The sequence below is a fragment of the Sphingobacterium thermophilum genome, assembly GCF_039541675.1.
GTDB lineage: Bacteria > Bacteroidota > Bacteroidia > Sphingobacteriales > Sphingobacteriaceae > Sphingobacterium > Sphingobacterium thermophilum.
This window is the reverse complement of sequence record NZ_BAABGR010000006.1, coordinates 551054-572280: the sequence shown is the minus strand read 5'-3', so window position 1 is coordinate 572280 and position 21227 is coordinate 551054. Positions and strand designations below refer to the sequence as shown.

General features: G+C 41.6%; 18 protein-coding genes. 14 read left to right on the top strand and 4 right to left on the bottom strand.

Features of this window, described 5'->3' with window-relative positions; translation table 11 throughout:
- The first annotated feature begins 25 nt into the window (after positions 1-25).
- The 3 genes from ABD873_RS04615 to ABD873_RS04605 all read left to right on the top strand — a co-directional run bounded on the left by ABD873_RS04615 (position 26) and on the right by ABD873_RS04605 (position 3329).
- Complete coding sequence (locus ABD873_RS04615) at positions 26-991, top strand: YjgN family protein (protein ID WP_345065255.1); 966 nt, start codon at positions 26-28, stop codon at positions 989-991.
- Between the two features lie 2 nt (positions 992-993).
- Positions 994-2061, top strand: coding sequence for a M48 family metallopeptidase (locus tag ABD873_RS04610; RefSeq protein WP_345065252.1), 1068 nt, complete (start codon positions 994-996; stop codon positions 2059-2061).
- A gap of 74 nt (positions 2062-2135) precedes the next feature.
- Positions 2136-3329, top strand: coding sequence for a multidrug effflux MFS transporter (locus ABD873_RS04605; protein WP_345065249.1), 1194 nt, complete (start codon positions 2136-2138; stop codon positions 3327-3329).
- A gap of 13 nt (positions 3330-3342) precedes the next feature.
- On the opposite strand, the gene ABD873_RS04600 is transcribed toward ABD873_RS04605, so the two are convergent.
- Complete coding sequence (locus tag ABD873_RS04600) at positions 3343-4368, bottom strand: threonine aldolase family protein (protein ID WP_345065246.1); 1026 nt, start codon at positions 4366-4368, stop codon at positions 3343-3345.
- A gap of 213 nt (positions 4369-4581) precedes the next feature.
- Between ABD873_RS04600 and ABD873_RS04595 the strand changes: the two genes are divergently transcribed.
- The 10 genes from ABD873_RS04595 to ABD873_RS04550 all read left to right on the top strand — a co-directional run bounded on the left by ABD873_RS04595 (position 4582) and on the right by ABD873_RS04550 (position 17489).
- Positions 4582-4803, top strand: a complete 222-nt coding sequence (locus ABD873_RS04595; protein WP_345065243.1) for a hypothetical protein — start codon at positions 4582-4584, stop codon at positions 4801-4803.
- A 3-nt stretch (positions 4804-4806) separates the two neighbouring features.
- The gene (locus ABD873_RS04590; protein ID WP_345065240.1) at positions 4807-5619 is read left to right on the top strand and encodes a serine hydrolase domain-containing protein; all 813 of its coding nucleotides are present in this window, start codon (positions 4807-4809) and stop codon (positions 5617-5619) included.
- A gap of 92 nt (positions 5620-5711) precedes the next feature.
- Entirely contained in the window at positions 5712-6509 is a 798-nt protein-coding gene (locus ABD873_RS04585; protein WP_345065237.1) for an endonuclease/exonuclease/phosphatase family protein, read from the top strand.
- Between the two features lie 150 nt (positions 6510-6659).
- Positions 6660-7241, top strand: coding sequence for an RNA polymerase sigma-70 factor (locus ABD873_RS04580; RefSeq protein ID WP_345065234.1), 582 nt, complete (start codon positions 6660-6662; stop codon positions 7239-7241).
- Between the two features lie 44 nt (positions 7242-7285).
- Positions 7286-8482: a FecR family protein gene (locus tag ABD873_RS04575; RefSeq protein ID WP_345065231.1), complete on the top strand. Its 1197-nt coding sequence runs from the start codon at positions 7286-7288 to the stop codon at positions 8480-8482.
- A 179-nt stretch (positions 8483-8661) separates the two neighbouring features.
- On the top strand, positions 8662-12069 hold the full coding sequence (locus tag ABD873_RS04570) for a SusC/RagA family TonB-linked outer membrane protein (RefSeq protein ID WP_345065227.1): 3408 nt from the start codon (positions 8662-8664) through the stop codon (positions 12067-12069).
- 11 nt (positions 12070-12080) lie between these two features.
- Positions 12081-13517, top strand: coding sequence for a SusD/RagB family nutrient-binding outer membrane lipoprotein (locus ABD873_RS04565; protein ID WP_345065224.1), 1437 nt, complete (start codon positions 12081-12083; stop codon positions 13515-13517).
- A gap of 8 nt (positions 13518-13525) precedes the next feature.
- Positions 13526-14830 (top strand): DUF5689 domain-containing protein, encoded by a 1305-nt coding sequence (locus ABD873_RS04560; protein ID WP_345065221.1) that lies wholly within the window; start codon positions 13526-13528, stop codon positions 14828-14830.
- A 16-nt stretch (positions 14831-14846) separates the two neighbouring features.
- Positions 14847-16271: an IPT/TIG domain-containing protein gene (locus ABD873_RS04555; protein WP_345065218.1), complete on the top strand. Its 1425-nt coding sequence runs from the start codon at positions 14847-14849 to the stop codon at positions 16269-16271.
- Positions 16272-16343: 72 nt separating this feature from the next.
- Entirely contained in the window at positions 16344-17489 is a 1146-nt protein-coding gene (locus ABD873_RS04550; protein WP_345065216.1) for a YdcF family protein, read from the top strand.
- 241 nt (positions 17490-17730) lie between these two features.
- Here ABD873_RS04550 and ABD873_RS04545 read toward each other — a convergent pair whose 3' ends face one another.
- From ABD873_RS04545 to ABD873_RS04535, 3 genes are read right to left on the bottom strand one after another with little or no spacing between them, the layout of a single operon-like run.
- Entirely contained in the window at positions 17731-18087 is a 357-nt protein-coding gene (locus ABD873_RS04545; RefSeq protein ID WP_345065213.1) for a hypothetical protein, read from the bottom strand.
- A 58-nt stretch (positions 18088-18145) separates the two neighbouring features.
- Positions 18146-18523 (bottom strand): VOC family protein, encoded by a 378-nt coding sequence (locus tag ABD873_RS04540; RefSeq protein ID WP_345065211.1) that lies wholly within the window; start codon positions 18521-18523, stop codon positions 18146-18148.
- Between the two features lie 45 nt (positions 18524-18568).
- Entirely contained in the window at positions 18569-19153 is a 585-nt protein-coding gene (locus tag ABD873_RS04535) for a GNAT family N-acetyltransferase (RefSeq protein WP_345065208.1), read from the bottom strand.
- A gap of 175 nt (positions 19154-19328) precedes the next feature.
- Here ABD873_RS04535 and pepF point away from each other — a divergent pair, with 175 nt between their 5' ends.
- On the top strand, positions 19329-21200 hold the full coding sequence (gene pepF, locus ABD873_RS04530; protein ID WP_345065205.1) for an oligoendopeptidase F: 1872 nt from the start codon (positions 19329-19331) through the stop codon (positions 21198-21200).
- Positions 21201-21227: the final 27 nt, after the last annotated feature.

Sequence of the window (21227 nt, the reverse complement as noted above, 5' to 3'; positions counted from 1 at the left end):
TAAACAATTATTACGGTATTATAATATGGAATTGACTGCAGAAAACACAAGCCTACAGCAAAACTATCGACTGGAATTTTTGGGTAAAGGGTCTGAATATTTCTCCATAGTTATTGTCAACTGGTTATTGACTTTGGTGACACTAGGACTTTATTATCCATGGGCTAGAGCCAAGAAGCTACGCTATATATACGGAAATGTCTCATTGAACAACGAGCGTTTTCATTTTTCCGGCACAGGAAAGGAAATGTTTATCGGCTTTATTAAGCTGATGGTATTCTACGCAATTATTTTGGGAGCTTTCTATTATCTATATCTTCAAAGTAGCTTACTCATAGCCATCATTATCTTGTATGTTGGTCTTCTGGGTATTATACCTTTGGCTATACACGGCGCTTTCCGTTATAGGATGAGCCGCACTACCTATCGCGGTATACGCTTTGGCTACCGTGGTGAACGCGAAAAGCTTGTTAAATACTTCTTCAAGTGGTTAATTCTAACTGTTTTTACTCTAGGTATTTATGTGTTTTGGATGGAGATGAATCTGCGTCGCTATATTTATGGTAATATACGTTACGGAGACGTGGAGTTTGACAATGAGTCGGAAGGATTTGAATACTTTATTCTTAACCTGAAAGGGTATCTTCTAACAATCCTCACCCTTGGCATATATTCTTTCTGGTGGTATCGTGATATCTTTAACTATTTCGTTAACACGATGTCTATGCGGAGGGGAGAACAGAAGATACGATGCCATTCTACCGCTACCGGCATAGGATTTTTACGTTTGCTCGTTGGAAACTTCTTCATCATTGTTTTCACATTGGGCTTAGGAAAGGCGTGGGCCGATGTACGTCTTTATAAATTTATCTTAGATAACATCAAATTGGAGGGAAATATTAACCTAGACGAGATACAGCAGACGGAAGACGAATATTTAGACGCTTTCGGTGAAGATGCTATGGACTTCTTCGACATAGATCTAGCATAGGAATGAGCTTAAAAGTTGAAGGAACATATTTTGACGGGCAGTCTTCAGCGGCTCGCTTTGCATTGGTCACGATGGAAGAGCAAAGCGATATGTTGGTTCTGCAGTCTATAGAACACGAGCAAAAGTGGCAGATTAAGGACCTCGAGTTTGAGCGCTACGGTAGTGTGGTGGAGCTGCGCAACAAAAGATATTCGGGTGCAATCCTTAAGGTCGACAACGACGACTTTGCAGACCGTTTTTATAAGTATATGAAACAACATAAGCGCGTGGATATTCACGCGCGCTTATTGCAGTTAGGTTATAAGAAGTTGGTCGCAATAAGCGTAGGTCTGATGGCCTTGATAGTGGTTGCATATTTCTATCTGCTACCTCCTCTGGCGGAAAGAGCAGTAGGGCTGCTTCCTGATAGCTTTGACGATACGTTGGGCGATATGTTTACCGAAAATTTTTTGGAGAAAAACGACATAGATCACCGTAGAAGCGAATACCTTACCCTTTTTGCACGGGAACTCAACCTGCAAAATAATAAACCTTTAAAATTTGCTGTAGTGAAATCAAAGGAGATGAATGCTTTTGCCGCTCCGAATGGGCAGATTGTCGTGTACTCCGCTTTGGTGGATTCGCTACGTAGTGCTGAAGAACTTGCTGCCCTGTTGGGGCATGAAGCTTCACACGTCAACCAACGCCATTCGGTAAAGATGTTGAGTCGCAACCTAGCCGGTTATATGGTGATATCTTTGCTGATTAGCGACGTAAACGGCATAATGACCGTTATTGCGGACAACGTCCATCAGCTGAATTCTCTCTCTTATTCGCGTAAGTTTGAAGAGGAAGCCGACTATTTGGGGTTAAAGATTCTTATGGATAATGGTCTGGATCCCCAAGGTATGGTGCGGCTATTCGAACGTCTGGAAGCACAAGAAAAGTTTTCTATCCCCCAACTCCTGAGCACGCACCCTTTGACTGCAGAAAGAAAGAAAAAGATGCAGGATATAATCGATAGCACTCCTCATCATATTTCATCCAACACACGGCTATACTCTCTTTTCCGGAAGCTTAAAAACCGATAGCTTTTATTTTTTAGCAGTAAAATTCCATGCTGAAAGTGTAAATTTGTCGCCTTTAGCGGAAAAAGTATTCATCTATGCACAGACAGAATTCGGCGACTTTTATTTTGGTATTTGCAGCAATATTGTCTGCTTTTGCTCCTTTAACGACGGACTTATATTTACCGGCATTGCCGGCCTTGACGGAAGCTTTTGCGACAAATGCGTCTAACGTGCAGCTGAGTCTTACGTTCAGCTTCATAGGAATGGCGACGGGACAGCTGCTCTTCGGTCCCCTAAGCGACAAGCAAGGAAGGAAAACACCTTTGCTGATGTCTTTAGTGGCTTTTGTGTTGGCAACCTTGGGATGTATATACGCTTGGAACATCGAATCTTTCAACTTTTTTAGGCTATTGCAGGGATTTGCCGGAGCGGGAGGGCTTGTAATTTCCCGTTCCATAGCGGTAGACCTGTATGAAGAGGAGCACTTAGCCCGATTTCTTTCTTCTCTGGCTGTGATAAATGGGATAGCACCTATCATAGCTCCGGTAGGAGGTGGGGTGCTGTTGGACTTTACGGACTGGAGGGGAATATTTGTAGTACTTCTTATTTTGGGTGTTTGTATCCTTATGGGAGGAGTTTATTTCAAAGAGACGCTACCTGTATCGAGACGACTGCAGGGCAATATGCTCAAAACTTATTCGTCTTTTGGTAAGGTGCTTAGAAACCGCAATTATCTCAATTACACCTTGTCCATAGGATTTACTATGGGGATGTTTTTCGCCTACTTAGCCTCCTCGCCGTTCATCTTTCAGAATATTTATAAGGTTACACCTTCTCAATACGGAATATTTTTTGCAGTCAATGCCGTGGGGCTTATCATAGGAAATAAGCTTATAGTACGCTTTGTGTCGGCAAGGCAGGCTTTTGCCTCTGCTAGCAGGTTAGCCTTAGCCACCACTATATTTATTGCGGTGGTGCTTTATTTTCAATGGCATGTGCTGGTGGTGGAGGCTGCATTTTTTATCCTACTTATCGCCGTGGGAATACTACTACCTGCAGGAACATCTTTAGCACTAAATCTCGAAAGAGAAAACAGTGGAAGTGCTTCTGCACTCTTAGGGTTCTTTCAGTTTTTCATGGGAGGACTTATCTCTCCTTTAGTAGGAATAGGAGATATCATGCTTACAACCAGCATCACCATTTTTTTGACGGCATTGGTAAGCTTTTACTTTGCCAACAAAGCCATGGTTGTCTCTGATAAAGGACAAAAAGAGGTTATTTTCAGATAGCCTCTTTTACTTGTTATAATAATTTTATTTCTTCAACAAACTCTAATACGATATCTTCGGGTGTTGCCCAGGAGGTGATAAGACGGATGGCGGCGTGGGTCTCATCAATATTTTTCCAGATGTAGAAATCGTACTTTTTCAGCAACTTAGCGATTTCCTGTTTGGTTAGTATGGGGAAAATTTGGTTGGTGGATGATTCGGTGAGGAAAGAGTAACCTTTACTACGAAAAGCTGCGGCAATCTTCTGTGCCTGCACGTTGGCATGTCGTGCCAAGTTAAAATATAAATTGTCACGCAGCAATTCCAAGAACTGAATCCCCAAAATGCGGCCTTTGGCGAGAAGTGCTCCACGCTGCTTTAATACATAGTCAAACTCTTCCCCCAATGACGAATCATTGAAAATTACGGCTTCACCTAGAAGAGCTCCATTTTTAGTGCCTCCCAAATAGAAAACATCCGTATACTGGGCAATATCTTCCAAGCTAAGATCGTTGTCGTCCGCCGTAAGAGCATGTCCAAGACGTGCTCCGTCCATGAAGAGTAACAAGTCTCTTTCCCTACAGTAGCTTGAAAGAGCCTCCAGCTCCGACTTATTATATATGGAGCCGATTTCAGTAGAATTGGAAATATAGACCATCTTAGGCTTTACAACGTGTGGACGTAAGCTATACTCTAGCAATACGCTTTCAAGATGTGTAGGACGGAGTTTTCCGTCTGCCGTCTCTACGGTGATAACTCTATGGCCAGTAGCCTCTATAGCACCGGTTTCGTTAGCATAGATATGTCCGGTACGTGCACTGATTACCGCTTCATGAATACGCAATAAAGAAGCTATAACGGTGAGGTTGGTTTGTGTACCGCCGGAAAGGAAAAATATTTTCGCTTCCGGATTATTTATTTTGTTTTTAAGAATATGCATGGCCTCTATAGAGTATTCGTCTTCTCCATAGCCTTGCTGCTGCACAAAATTGGTGTCTATAAGTTTTTGAAGAATTAACGGATGTGCCCCTTCCGAATAGTCACTTTTGAAATTATACATAAAAATAATTTTATCTTTAGCAAATATAGAGTACTGAATATTTATTTATCAATTAAGTTTATTTTTAAACGGTCTTCGGTTTAGGTCTTTAATGCAAATACATGAAAAAATTTTATTTTTAGAGGAATAAAATAACCTATGAAGCTGTTAGTCAGCATAGTAACTGTAGCTGTTTTTATATTCGTCTTTATAACTTTACAGAGTAAAAGTGTAATGAAGAAGCCGGAAGATCTTTTTAAAAGAGAAATCCATAAAGGGAATACACCTTCCATTCAATATTTTTACTTCAGTAAGGATAGTATAATTTATTCTTATAAAGATGGTTATGCGGATGTTTCCCTCCGGAGAGCGGTAGATTTCAACACCACATACAATGCTTTTTCTGTCAACAACACTTTTACCGCACTGGCCATCATGCAGTTGGCAGAAAAGTGACTTTTGGATATTAATAAGCCCGTAGTACATTATTTGGCGGATTTTCCGTACGGCGATAGCATCACCATAAAACACCTGCTTAGCCACACCGGAGGTCTTCCAAATCTAATTCCTCTTGCATGGATACATTTGGATGCAGAGCATCATAATTTTGATGAACAAGAATTTTTTCAATCTATTATTCAGAAAAATGCTAAATCCCAAGCTCTTCCGGGTGTAAAGTTCAATTATTCAAATTTAGGCTATGTTATTCTTGGAAATTTGATTGAAACAGTATCTGGTACATCTTTTAAGACTTATGTGGAAGACCATATTATAGCAAAGCTTGCGATAGACAATGAAGTACTTGGGTTTACTATACCTCACCCCGCTAATCACGCAAAAGGATACCACCCAAAGTGGTCACTAACAAATATGGTGCTGGGCTTCTTTGTGGACAAGAAAAAATTTATGGCTACCACAGAAAGAAAGTGGAGGGCCTTTAATCTGTTTCATGTCAATGGCAGTGCTTACGGCGGACTGATAGGCCCTCCAATGGCCTTTGTCAAGTACATACAAGCTTTATTGACCAAAGATTTGTTGATCTCTGATTATTATAAAAATTGTCTTTTTGAAGAGCAGTTCATTGCTAAAGGCAGGAAGACAGGTATGTGCTTATCGTGGTTTAAGGGCCGGCTAAATGGTCATACTTACTATTGTCACGCAGGAGGTGGAGGTGGTTATTATTCTGAAATTAGAATTTATCCTGAGTTGAACCGTGGTAGTGTCATTTTCTTCAACCGTTCGGGAATGAAAGATGAACGTTTTTTTGGATAAGGTAGATGTATTTTTTCTTGATGAAAAGCTTCGGTGATAATTTCCTATATAGACTATTAATCTTATCTTTATATAAACCTAAACATTATAGAATGAGGAAAATCTATTTTCTGCTTTTCTTATTATTGTATGTCGGGGCTGCAAGTGTTGCTCAGCATAAGAAACTCCGTGTGATGAGCTACAATATACGTATTGCCAGTCCTCCGAGTAAAGGGTGGGGTGTTACGGAGCTCGACTCTATTGCTGCTGTCATAAACAGACATCCTTGCGACCTTATAGCTTTGCAGGAGGTGGACAGATTTACCCGTCGTTCGGGCAAAGATTCCGACCAAATTGCTGAGTTGGCCAAACGTACAGACATGCATTCTTTCTTTGCCAAAGCAATAGACAGAGAGGGAGGGGACTATGGCGTTGGGGTGCTATCACGCTATCCTATTGTAGAAGCACATGCTTATCGTATCTTTCCGCATGATACAGTGAAGCATGAAATACGTGCACTGGCCGTTATCAAGGTGCGTGTAGCAAAAGAGGACATCATCTTTGCTTCCTTCCACCTGGATCATCTGAGCCATGAGGTGCGTAAAAATCAACTGGAACAGATTTTTTCCCATTTGGAAAAGTATAAAAATTTTAAAATTATCTTTGGAGCAGACCTGAACATCCATGCAGATAATGCATTGCTGGATGAATTCTCACAAAGAGGATTTATCATTCAGAAAGAAAATCTGAAGACGTTGACCTTTTCGACATCAAAACCACGTGTAACCTTAGACTATCTTATTGGAAACAAAAAATTTTATAAAAACGTAAAAGATGTAACCTTTGAAGTTTTGCATAAGGAAAATTATGCTTCAGACCATTTTCCCATCATTCTAACATTGTCTCATTAATAGCGCATACTGTAAAAGTTTTAAGAAAATGTATTTTCTGGTCTTTAATTCTGTAAAAACAAGAAAAAATAATCGCTCTTGTTTAGTTTGTCGAAAAGTTTTAGCTTAGTCCCGCCAAAAAACTGCGATAACATTATAAACCACAAACCATTGGGAAATATCGGACACATACTATTGTCAAAACCGGCCAGTCAACACCATGAGTTGATACGGAGTTTGTTCGATCAGTTGTATGACCGTTTGGTATTTTTTGCTGTACAGATGATTGAGGATGAGGATGCTGCAGAAGATATGGTGCAAGAATCTTTCGTACAGCTATGGAAGCACATCGAAGAAGTGCAAGGCAATTCCATCGCATGTAAGCAATACCTTTATCGCTCTGTAAAAAATCAATGTCTAAATTTCGTAAGACATGCCAAGGTCGTGGAAAAATATCGCAGTGAAGCCATCAAAGACAAAACCTCCTTCATTGAAAATGCTGTGGTAGACAGCATCATCCGCGCTGAAGTCCTTTCTCACGTTCAGTTGGCACTTGACGAGCTGCCTGAACATTATAGACTTATTTCGGATTTAAGCTATGTAGAAGGTAAGAAAAATCATGAAATTGCCGATGAGCTCGGAATTTCGATAAACACCCTCAAAAAGCAAAAACAGAAAGTCTTACATCTACTTCGTCTTAAGCTGACATCTTTGTTTTCATTCCTTCTTTTCTTATTTAATGCAATAAATTAAACTTTTTATTACCCACTTTTTATTCTTGCGTGTCTTTATGATATATGCAAGAGGATAAAGATATACATGATGCATTACGGAGAAGCGAATTAATTCTCAAGTACATCGATAAGAATATATCGGAAAGTGAGTATCGTGAATTGATGCAGTGGGTTAATGCCGATCCGCAGCATAGAGAATTGTTTGACTCTTTGGTGCGTGATTCCCAAAAGGAAGATCGCAAAGGCGCTTGGAGGAAAAGGAACAAAGAGAAAGCCTGGAACAACATTGTGTTGCGCAAGGAAGAGAAACATCCCTTGCGAAAAACATATGTCCGCTTTGCGGCAGCGGCTGTCGCTGCCATAATGCTAATGGGGGGGATATTTTATTATGTATCCCAACCGCAAAATGAGTATACGGTCGGTTTACAAAAGCCAGCGGAGGTATCCAGCGATATCATGCCGGGAAGCAACAAAGCTGTTCTGACCTTGTCTGACGGCAGACAAGTACTGTTGGATAGTGTAGGACAAGGTGTATTGACGGCAGATGGAGGCAGCGAAATCATCAAGTCGGAAGACGGAAATATTGTATATGCTCGTAAGGAAAATACCGTAGCGGCAACATCTTACAACAGTATTTCCATCCCTCGAGGGGGAATGTATAAGGTGGTGCTGGCAGATGGTACAAAGGTGTGGCTCAGCTCAGAGACAAGTCTAACATATCCGGTGGAGTTCAGCCACAAGGAGCGCAGGGTACAGCTGTCGGGAGAAGCTTACTTTGAGGTGGCCAAAGATGTTCATAAGCCTTTTATCGTGGAGGCTCAAGGCGCAGAAGTCAAAGTGTTGGGGACGCAATTCAATGTAAATGCTTACAGCAGTCACAGCTTTGTGAAGACTACGCTGGTGGAAGGAGCAGTAGAATTCCGATATGACCGTGAGGCTGTAAAATTAAAACCCGGACAGGCAGCATTAGCTTCCGAAGGTCAGGGGATTTCAAACGTTTCTTATGCTGACGTGGAGAGAGACATTGATTGGAAAAATGGTTTTTTCATCTTCCGGGATGAGGAGCTGGAGAGCATCATGACGCGCATAAGCCGATGGTATGATATTGAGGTTCAATATGAGGATGAAGCATTGAAAAAGCAAGTTTTTGGAGGTAAATTTTCCAAAAACAGCACACTGTCAGAGCTTCTTAAAAGTATGGAACTCACCGGAACTATAAAATTCAAGAGACAAGAAAGGAGGGTGACTGTTATGCGTTAAGAGATAATGTACTGGCAGTTTACTAAAAATCGAGAGAGGTGGAAGCTCTCCCGACTTTTTGAGTGTAACAATAACCAATTGATTTATAAACCAATAGATTAAACAACTTCATTCAAATGTATAAAAAATGTCTCAACATATACAATTCTAATTGTATATACATAAATTTTTTTCTGAAGATGAAACTCTGTTTCGTAATACTCATCACTGCCTTTTTGCAATTGGCAGGCGCAAGTACTTATGGACAAAAATTCGATTTTTCGAAGAAGAATGTCACGCTGAAGCACATTCTGCATGAGTTAGAGTCCAAGACGGGCTATAACTTCATCTATAATTCCAATGTTTTGCCTTCGGATAAGTTGATTTCTGTAGAACTTAAAAATGCTACGATCAACGAAATCCTCGATAAATCGTTGGAAAATCAACCTTTGTCCTATACCATCAACGGCAATACTATTGTTATTGTCAAAAAAGAGAAGCCTGCCACACAACAACAACAACGTCCTGTCGTTAAAGGTAAAGTTACCAATGCCAATAACGAGCCACTGTCTGGTGTGGTGGTAAATGTGAAGGGAACGAATATCGTAGAGCAAACGAATGCTAGTGGTGAATATACCATCCGTGCCAACGATGCTAAAAACACTTTGGTCTTCACTTTACTTGGCTATAAAAGTACAGAAGTGGTGATAGGTGACAGAAGCACTATCAATGTGTCCTTACAGCAGCAAAAGATGGAAGTGGAGGAGGTCGTCGTTACGGCGCTGGGTATAAAGAGAGAAGAAAAATCTCTTGGTTATTCGGTAACCAAGGTTAGTGGCGACGAACTGATGGATGCCGTTTCCAACAACTGGACTGACGCCTTGTCGGGAAAGGTTGCCGGCTTGAATCTCATCAAATCGGGAGGAGGACCTGCCGGAACAAACAAGATTATATTGCGTGGTGAGAGCTCCTTAAGTGGCAACAATGCGGCACTTATCGTGGTGGACGGTGTAGTGGTTAACACGACCATCACAGAACCTAACGGCGCCTATTTAGGTACTGAAAATCCTATAGATCACGGTAACGGTCTTTCGGACCTCAACCCGGAAGATATAGAATCCGTGTCGGTGTTGAAAGGTCCGGGAGCTGCTGCTCTTTATGGTTCACGTGGCTCTAACGGCGCTATCATCATCACCACGAAAGCGGGAAAGCCTGCACAGAAAGGGTTGGGAATTTCCTTTAACTCCAATTCTACTTTTGGATTCATCAACCGCTGGCCGGATTTCCAATACGAATATGGTCAGGGAGCGATAGGCAACGACCGCTATTATTCGTATGGTGCTACCGAAGATGGATCCAACACACGTAATACCAGCGCGGCATGGGGCCCTAAATTTGCCGGACAGGAGTATTATCAGTTCGACCCTAATGTGTTGGGAAGAGGTGCTGAGCGCACACCTTGGGTGCCATACAAAAACAATAGAAAGGATTTCTTCGATATTGCTCAGACTTTCACCAACAGCATTTCTATCAGTGGTGGAAATGCACGAACTACATCCCGCTTAAGCTATACAAATCTTCAGAATAAATGGATTGTCCCTAATACGGGGTATTCACGTAACACTTTGGCATTGAATGTAAGTCAAAAGGTCAACGATAAGCTCGAAATCTCTACCAAGATGAGCTACATCAACAAATCTTCGGACAACCTGCCGTCAACGGGTTATAACAACCAGACGGTGATGTACAACATCTTGGTGCTAGTTCCTAATGCCGACCTAAACTGGTATAAAAAATGGTGGAAGCCAGGACGTGAAGGTCTAGAGCAAATCCGTCCTTTCAGCAACGGCTTGGACAACATCTTCCTTATCGTTAATGAGATGCTTAACGCCTCTAACCGTAATCAGCTAATCGGAGCTATCAATGCAACCTATCAGTTCAACAACAACTTGAACCTGATGGTGCGTACCTCCACAGACTGGGCTAGTGAGTCCCGCTCTCAAAAGAGACCTAAGGATACTGCCCGTTTCCCTGACGGTATGTACCGCACACAGGATATAGACATGATGGAGGTAAATGCCGACTTTCTTTTGAACTATAAGCGTAAGCTGTCATCGGCTTTTGAAAGCAACTTTTCGTTCGGTGGATCTTACATGATCAACCGTTACAAGATGATTGGTCTGTCGGCCGACCGCTTAAGATATCCTGGAATTTATACTTTTGCCAACCGTCTGGACCGCGTGACCTCGACATCAACGACTAAAGAATATGCTACAAGCAGCCTTTACGGTATGGCACAATTCTCGTATAACGACTACCTTTTCCTAGACATCACAGGACGTAATGACTGGGCTTCGGTATTAGCCTCGGAAAATTCAAAAAATAATATCAGTTTCTTCTATCCTTCGGTGAACTTAAGTGCTGCCATGAATGAAATCTTAAATCTTCCAAGAAAAATTTCATTCTGGAAACTTAGAGCTTCTTATTCGCAGGTAGGAGGTGGTGGTGTGACACCATATCTTACTAGTTACAACTACGTGTCAAAAGAAGCTTATCCTTCGGGGATGGCAAACCCTACCTATATTGCAAACCCTAATCTGAAAAACGAGCTTTCAAAAACTATAGAGGTAGGAACAGACTTCCGCATGTTCAACAGCCGTCTAGGAATTGATGCTACCTATTATGTAAGTAATGTACATGATCAGATTTTGCGTGTTCCGGTAGATCGTGCTACAGGATACAGCTATATCATGATGAACTCTGGAGAGATTCAGAATAAAGGTTTTGAGTTGCAGATATCAGGAACGCCTGTCAAGGTGAATAAAGGGTTAACTTGGGAGGTAGCAGGTAACTTCTCTACCAATCGCAATAAGGTAATTTCTTTGGCGGATAGTGTTTCTACCTATCTGATGCAAAGTGGTCCTCGTGGTACCATGGAAGCCCGTGTGGGTGGAAGAATGGGAGACTTGTACGGCCTAGGCTACAAGCGTAATCCGGAAGGAAAGATCATCTACAACGCTCAGGGTTACCCTACTTTGACAGAAGATATCCTTTATTTAGGAAATGCAACCCCTGATTTTACGTGGGGTTTTACCAACACCTTTAAGTATAAGCAGTTCAGATTGAAAGTGCTGGTGGATGGTCAATATGGTGCTGTTGCGTACTCCCATACTCACGTTATAGGCTCTACAATGGGTAAGTTGAAAAACACATTACCAGGACGTTACAATGGTATAATTGGTGATGGTGTGCAGGTGAATCCTGATGGTACTTATAGACCGAATGATGTCGTAGCCGAGCAGATTGGTACGTACTATAACGAACATTTCAAGAGCGACAATGTGGAGGCTAACACCTTTAGTACGGACTTCATCAAGCTGCGTGAGGTGCGATTCGACTATACGCTACCTGCTAAATTCTTAAAGAAATCAAAATTGCAGCGTGCCGTAATAGGGGTATATGGAAGAGACCTCTTCACATGGAGTGACTGGCCAGCATATGATCCGGAATTCGGAACATTGGCCAACAGCGATATCCAGCGTGGATTTGAGGTAGCTCAGTTCCCTTCAACAAGAAATTTCGGCTTGAACCTGACTGTTAGTTTTTAATCTGAACAATCATGAAAAAGATTTTTGTTAATATACTTCTTGCTACCAGCTGCCTTGTTAGTTCATGTACTAAAGACTTTATTGAACTTAACACAAGTAAGGATGGAGCTAAATTTACTACTCCCGAAACATTACTAGGACCTGCAATACACGATGTCATAAAACGTAACCTCAACAGATGCTTACGGTTGACACATGAGCTTATGCAGGTACATGTGGCCATCTCGGATGCAGACGAAATCCACCGCTATGTAATACGTCCTCAGGAGTCGGACTATATGTGGAACAACTGGTATCTGCAGCTGACAAACATTCGCGACATCTATGCCGGTGCTGAAGCGGTCAACAGTGATGCTTACAAAGCTATTTCACTGGTGTTGGACGCTTGGGTATCTTCACTCATTACCGATGTATACGGGGATGTGCCTTACTTCGATGCCAACAAAGGACGTCAGCTGGTATTGCAGCCTAAGTTTGACAGACAGAAAGATATCTACGAAGACTTGTTCCGCAAGCTGGAAGAGGCTAACGAGCTTTTTAAGACCGCTTCATTAACTGATGACGAAAAGTCGTTAGATCCTCTTTATAAGGGAGACCTTACCAAATGGCGTAAGTTTGGCAATTCGCTATATCTACGTCTGCTGTTGCGTGTTTCAGGTACGGGAGAGCTCGGAGCTGTAGAGAAAATCAAAGAGATTGTGGATACACGCAAGTCCAACTATCCTATTTTTGCCAACAACAATGACAGTGCGATTTTGCGTTTTGAAACCACAGCGCCATATCTTTCGGAATTCCATGAATACCGTAACGTAGACTTCGTCACCAACAGTGGCTATACTACCTTCTTCATCGACAACCTGAACAACTGGAATGATCCTCGTCTGGATAGATGGGCTTCAAAAAAGGACGGTGTCTTTGAAGGTATCCCTAGTGGATATCCTGTAGGTCAGGTACCTTCTCCACGTTCACAATACTTGGAAGCATTAAAACAAGAGCCGCTCTTGGGTAACATCATGAACTATGGCGAACTAAAGCTTATCCTTGCTGAATGTGCGTTGAAAGGCTACATCGACGGTGATGTGGAGACCTTCTATAAGGATGGGGTGTCGGCTGGTATCACCCTGTGGGGAGGAACTGTTCCGGCCAACTACTTCGTTACCACTTCTGCAGCTTGGGATCCCTATACCAACGATGATCGTAAACTAGAACGTATCATCCTACAAAAATACTATGCCTTGTTCTTCACAGATTTCCAAAGCTGGATAGAGCATCGCCGTACAGGATTCCCAACCTTGCCTAAAGGTCAAGGATTACATAATGACGGCGTAATGCCTACGCGCCTGAAATATCCTGTGAATGTGCAGACATTAAACCGTGAAAACTACCAAAAGGCCGTAGAACAGATGGGAGGAGATGATATGAAAACAAAAGTTTGGTGGAACAAATAATTAAGACGATGAACAACAGATTTTTAAATATATTTCTTTTAGCATTGATGCTTGTAACGTTGTTTTCGTGTAGAAAAAACGAATACGAGTCAGGAGGGGTGCTTAGTACTGTCATGCCTATGGCGAATATTAAGGCCCTACATATAGGAGACGATGTGCCTCTGAAGAAAGAAGATTTCAAAGGAGCTTTTGAGCTGGCAGGAATTGTCATTTCCGATGTTGACAATGGTAATTTTGCTAAAAATGAACTTGTCGTACAGAATACCTTCCGTGGTACGGTTACAGGTTTGATATTTTCTTTTAATGATGAAAGTACGAACTTCAAGCTCGGTGACTCCGTAAAAATTAATATTGATAATACGGTGTTGACCCGCAAAAACGGAGCGCTGAAAATTACGGGGACGGATTTCAAATTTGACCGTGTCACCAAAGTTTCTTCGAGTAATGTCGTGACTCCTCATAAGGTGGACTTGATTTCTTTGTATTCAAATTTCTATACCTATGAAAGCACGTTGGTGCAGTTGTCAGGTATGTCTTTTGAAGGTATCACCAACGGTCAACCATATAAAGGAGAAGCTCAGTTTGCTACAGAAAGTGCCAGTAGGGTATATCTCTATACGATGAATACAGCTTCCTTCGCGGATAAGTCGCTCCCTCTGGTGGCTGATTTTGTCGGCATTCCTACATATTTCAATCCGGATGCTGATTATTATAATAGGGCTAAGATGTTATTGAAAATCCGCAATAGCGAGGACGTTTTTAACGAAACAGGAGCTCCTTATTTTGGATTCCCTGAAACATTCGAAGGGGTATCTTCTTCCGTTAAATCGCAGTACATCATGCCGGAGATAGATGATGTCGTGGAATTTAGCACAGGCCCTTGGCGTCTTTATCAAGCAGTGATAGGCGACGAGCCTCGCTATGATCGTTTTAATCCGTTGAATGGAGTACAATGTATACGTCTTCGTGAGAAAATCAATCAGTCTGCATACTTGGAAATGAAGTTTGACCTACCTAACGGAGCTTCTAAGGTGGAAGTGGTACATGCTATCTACGGTCTGTACACCACAGATCCTAAGGTAGCTTCAGCTTGGGATCTAGAATACTCTCAAGATGAGGGAGCTACCTGGACCAAGATAGGTGAAACCGTCATGGAGACAAACACCAAGAACCCTGCGGTAGTGACCTTCAATGTGAATATTCATGGTAAGGTGCGCTTCAGAATCCGCAAGTTAGGCTATGACGACTATCCGAATGGACAAAACGGTATGCTTAACATAGATGATTTTAATGTGTATCAAAACGTAGACTAATCATTTATTAGACGATATGAAAAAGATTTTTTTGTTTTTCGCTTTAATACTATTCTTTGCGGCTTCCTGCTCCAAAGAAAGTAGCAGTGGTATCCCTGAGCCACAAAGCCCCTACATAACCTCCATCAGTCCTAATATAGGGATGGAAGAGACTATAGTAACCTTGAAGGGTAAGCGTTTTTCGCCAATACCTTCTGAAAATATTGTTCGTTTTGCAGGTATAAGAGCGGAAGTTCTTACCGCCACGGACAGCCTACTTACGGTAAAAGTACCGTATGGAGCTAGTACCGGTATAGTAACCATCACCGTGAAAAACAGAACAACGAACGGTCCTTCTTTTACTTATGGAAAGTCAGAAACCGAATTGGATGAAGATGGCAACGAAATAGAATACGACTATATAACCACCACCTATGCCGGTACGCCTGGGGTGCAGGGCAATGTGTTGGGCGATAAGGACCAAGCGCGGTTCATGCTCCCTAACGGGGTGTCGTATGACCCAACGACAGGAGACCTTATCGTGGCGGACCGTAGTGCACACAGTATAAAACGTATCACCAAAGACGGACAGGTAATCCTTATCGCTGGAACAGGAACTTCGGGTCGGGTAGATGGTCCCATTGAAACGGCAAGCTTCTATAACCCTTACAAAACAGCAGTGGATAAGTTGGGGAATATTTATGTTGCCGACAACGGAAACCATAGAATCCGTAAGATAGACCTAATCAACGGCGTGGTGACTACCCTTGCAGGAGGAGCAGGAAGCAACACTTCCGGCTATACAGATGGTATAGGTACTACAGCTTTGTTTAATACCGTAACAGGTATTGCCGTGGATGATGACTTTAATGTATATGTGGCGGATGCGGCCAACCACTGTGTGCGCAAGATCTCACCAGATGGTAGAGTGGCTACGCTGAGCGGAATCTTTGGTAGTCCCGGCATACGTGATGGGGTATGGCCTAATGTGACAAACAACCGCCCGACAGCCGTGTGTATGAGTAAAGATGGATTTCTGTATGTCGCCGACCGTTACGGCCAGCGCATCCGCAAAACCAATGTGAAAACAGGAGAGACAGTGACTATAGCAGGATCCGGTGGAAGTGCCGCTGGCTCGGGAGGACATGTGGATGGCGAAGCCCTGAAAGCACGTTTCAACAACCCTTGGGGCATTGAAATCGATAAAAATGGGGTTATCTATATTACTGAGCTTGAAGGTACTGCCGGCAAAAATCAGTGTGTGCGTATGCTAAAGAACGGTCAGGTGTCTACCATCGCGGGTATTCCTAACCTCAGTGATTACGGCTTCGTAAACGGCAAACAGGGAGAGTCCAGATTTTATAACCCTACAGATGTCACAGTGGATGACGAAGGAAATATTTATATTGCAGATATGAACAACTATGTTATCCGTAAAATTGTAAAAGTAAAAAGACAATAATTAAAAAGTATTCTATATTTTAGAAAGGAGCTTTCCGAGAGGTTAAGCTCCTTTTTTATCCAAAGAACGATTATGAAAGTTTTAGTAAGTGTATTAATCTCCATTTTATCAATTGTCGGTTGTGTTTTGGGCCAGCAGCCAAAGACTGTTATGCTTGTGCTAGGATCTGCCGACATGACAACCTTGAAGGAAAGAATAGAAATTGCTTACGAATTCCAGAAAAATAGACCTGTCGACAGAATTATCGTCAGCGGAGGATGTGGGGCACATAACTCCGCCATCTGTGAGGCCTCTATCATGGCGGAAACTCTTATCAAGCGCGGCGTAGATAAACGAAAAATATTCAAGGAGGAAAATGCGAAAACGACGGTACAGAACTATGTCTTCAGTAGAATACTTTGTGATGAAAAGGGTGAACAAATCATCCAGCCGAAGGATACGGTTTTCGTCGTATCAAACCATTGGCATGCCATGTCTGTAGCCGCACGTTTTGAAAAGTATGACAATGTAGTGGCTTATTACCATATCCAAGGCAACATAAAACCGAAAGCCAACGACAAGGCTGACTATGTGGGTATTCTGAATGGGGAGGAAGACAACGGTAAGTTTGTTCTCAAGGGGACCTGGCCAACACCGGATGCAAATTGGTATGAAGGCGGGAAGCAACATTTACTGTTTGGTGATCTTGTCTATATCACCGAGGAAAGCAACGATAGCTTTACAATCAAAAGTAGTAAAGAAATATTGACCGACATATATAGCTATCTACCTCAAAAGCAAATTGCTTTTATAGATAATGGTAAATATTGGCTGGTGAAGACGAAAGAAGGAGAAATATTGCAGGTAGATAAAACCCACAAAAATGTTTTAAAAAAGTGGAAGGTAGAAGATTTATTACAAAACCTCCCTCAGGATTTCTCTTTCCGCAATGTGAAAGCCGGATTAGTATTGGATAAAACGTTATGGCTATTTAGTCCTGAAGAAGTGGTAAAACTAGAGAAAAAAGGCAATAAATATATTTTCCAAAAGCGAGGAAGCGGTACTTTGTTTACTACTCAATGGCCTTTTTCATGGGGTAAAAGCAATGTCTCTCATATCTGCTTCAATGATGATAAAAAGGAAATCCTCATATTCCGCAATATGGAACTTATGAAGATGAATTACGTCCGGGAAGTGTTAGAGCAACCCATCCGTATAAAGTTGAAGTGGATAGAATAAGTAAACTTTCTTGCGCTCCATTTGATGAAGAGCAAATAAGCTTTTTCTTCTTTAATAAAAAATGATCTTTAGAAAGAGTTGGTTCTAGATTCTTTAGTGACCAGCTCTTTTCACATTCTATCAGAGCGTTCTTATTTGTCATCGTAGCGATAACAGCAGGAGAATTAAGCACATTTGATTATTTCATGTCAAAGAGGATAAAGATGAATGTGTCTTTGAAATTCATTAATAAAATTTTTCCTTATTTCAGTTTAAGGATAAGATTATCCATGACTTTTGACAGATACTCACTGGTTTGCACGCGCTGCTCTTTACTTAATAGACGTTCAACATGAAAGGCTATAGTAGCTTTATTTTCATTACCCATGATGCGAAGCTGTATGGTGGCATTGTTGTCCCAGCCCGGCAATCGCCATTTCGTACGAATGTGAGAGTAGGGTTTAAAAGTCGTAAACTCTTTTTCTACATGTTGCATCCATATCTGTTCTCCAACATGAGAAAACATAAAATCCCAAACTTTTTCTTTGCTGGAAGGAATAGTTCTTCGTATGCCGAACTGCCATCCTACATCTTTGGTTAAGCCTATTGGACGTTCCATATCATTGTAATCATTTTTTATTCGACATTAAAGCCAAAAGAGAGTAACTCTCTTTTGGCTATTGTAATAATTGACACGCTTCGAGCATGTTGCCGTCAGGGTCATAAAAATGGAAAAATTTTACATATTCATCTTGCTCTATGGCATCAACCTTAACATCTTTTTTCTCCAACTCATTACGCAAAGCTTCTGCATCTTTTGTTTTGAAGATAGGATAGGCACTTGTCTTGGAGTCACCCTTTATGGGCTGATCTGTTTTCCAAAGCGTCAGGCTTGAAGGACCGCCTGTGTCTAAGACCACAAGTCCCATACTTTCATCTTCAAATAAGACATTGAATCCCAATGTTTCCGTATACCATTTTTTAGCATTGGCGGCATGACTTACCCGTATGATGATAGTATCTATGCCTTGAATCAGCGATGATGTTGTTGACATAATACAATAATTTAGGTTTTAAGCACTAATTTCTGTTAATATTCTTTATTTCAGAAGTTTAACTTTTAAGTCAGGCCATTCCTCTCTTAAAATGCTATAATATACAGTATTTCGGCGATGGCCATCCGAAAGCAGCATGTGATGCCGAAAAACACCCTCCATTTTGCCGCCAATAGCTTCTATGGCTTTTCGTGATACGATATTTCTTTCATCGGTTTTGAACTCGATGCGTTCAGCCAGCAGCCTCTCGAAAGCATATTCTAGCATCAGATATTTGCAGTTACGGTTCACCCCACTGCGATGAAAGGTACGTCCAAACCAAGTACCTCCGATTTCCAGCTTATCATCGTGGTTGGATATATTCATAAAGCTGGTACAGCCTGCATAAGCTTGTGTTTTCTTACAATAGGCGATAAATGTATAACGTGTTTGATTCTCACGGTTGAGGATGGCCTCTTTGATAAAGTTAAGAAGCAAAGGTTCGGTGTATATAGGCTTGGGAGAGTATTCTAAAAGCTTTTTATCGCCAATAGCTAAAGGTTTTAAATACTCAAAATCGGTAAGTAGGATGGGACGTAGCTGTACAGCATCGTTTTCCAAAATAATGTCCTTATCAAAAATGAAATTCATAGGGTGATGTTTATCATATCAATTTAGAAAATAAAAAGCTGTTTAGGAAGAATTTTCAATTAGGATGCCAAAATAATAGAAATAAAGAATTGCTGCCCTGCCTTTTTTATGTGTAACATGTCGTTAAACGTATAAATTTTTGTAAATTCAGCACAGATTACGAAATATAGAGAAGATGAAATCAACTTTATTTACAGCTATTATGTTATTGTCTTCATCCGTAGCATTTTCACAGATGAAAGTAAGAGACGAGGTTCCGGATAAATACAAATGGAATTTGGAAGATATTTACAAAACAGATGATGTGTGGAAGGCGGAGAAGGAACGTATACAGGAGGCCATGCAGCAGATGGGTAAATATAAGGGAAAGCTTACACAGTCCGCCGCGACACTTTTGGAAGCGCTGGAGCTCAACACTTCGCTGGCAAAAGAGATGACGCGACTGTTTAGCTATGCTTCCATGAAGTCCGATCAGGACACACGCGTTACCAAATATGCGGGTATGAAGCAGGAATTACAACAAGTCTTTGCCCAGTACAGTGCGTTGACTTCTTATTTAGAGCCTGAATTACTAGCCTCTTTGGATGAGAATAAGATTTCACAGTTTGTGTCGCAGGCGAAAGGGCTAGAGGTGTATCAATTTTATCTGAAAGACCTGTTGCGCAAGCGGGCACACCGTGGATCAGAAGAGGTAGAGAAGGTGATGGCTTATTCTTCCCTGATGTCTGGCAACGCATCAACCATATATAGCACTTTCTTCAATGCCGAATTTCCACATCCGGAAATAGAGATTGACGGTAAGGCTGTTCGTCTTAATCCAGCAAACTTTGCATTATACAGGGAAAGCAAAGATCGCAATGTGCGTAAAAAAGTTTTTGAAACTTACTTTGGCAAGCTTCACGAGTTTCATCGCACCTTTGGCGCTCAGCTGTCGGGCAACATCAATGCGGCATTGTTTGCTACCAAAGCTAGAAATTACAACAGCACATTGGAACGCGCCCTAGATGCCGACAATATTCCTACGGGCGTATATCATAATCTTGTGAAGAATGTAAATGATAACTTGGCTACCTTCCACCGATATCTGAACCTTCGTAGACGTATGTTGGGCGTAGATACCCTGCATTATTATGATCTATACGCTCCACTGGTCGAACAAGTAGACTTGTCATATACAGTGGAAGAAGCTATTGAGCATGTCTTGAAATCTTTAAAGCCGCTGGGAGAAGATTATATTGCTGTCGCCAAGAGAGCCTTCAATGAACGTTGGATAGACATGTATCCAAACGAAGGTAAACGATCTGGTGCTTATTCTAACGGTTCGGTTTACGATGTGCATCCTTACATTCTGATGAATTACAACGGCAAGTACAATGATGTATCTACGCTTACACACGAGCTAGGACATACCATGCACAGCTACCTGACCAACAAGAAGCAGCACTTTGCCAATGCCAATTATTCCATTTTCGTGGCCGAGGTAGCTTCAACCTTCAATGAGGAGCTCTTGAACGACTATATGCTGAAACAGATTAAGGACGACAGAACACGCTTGGCAATATTAGGGAACTATCTAGAAGGTGCAAAAGGCACTTTATTCCGTCAGACACAGTTTGCCGAATTTGAGCTGATGATTCATGATAAAGCAGCAAAAGGTGAAGCCCTAACGGGGGAGGACTTCGACAAAATGTATCTTGAGCTTACCCGCAAATACTATGGACATGACAAAAATGTGTGTATCGTTGACGATAATGTGAAGTCAGAATGGTCTTACATCCCGCATTTCTACTATAACTTCTACGTTTATCAATATGCTACTTCTTTCACTGCTTCAACAGCTTTGTCCGAAAAGGTGCTCAAAGGCTCAAAAAGTGATTTGGAAAAATATTTGAACTTTCTATCTTCCGGCAGCACAAAGTATCCTGTAGATCTATTAAAGGATGCTGGTGTAGATATGAATACATCGGAACCTTTTGATCTTACTATAGCAAAAATCAATAAGGTGATAGATGAAATGGAAAGAATACTGACCCGACTAGGTAAATAAGATAATTAAAAAGGGCTACTATGGGTA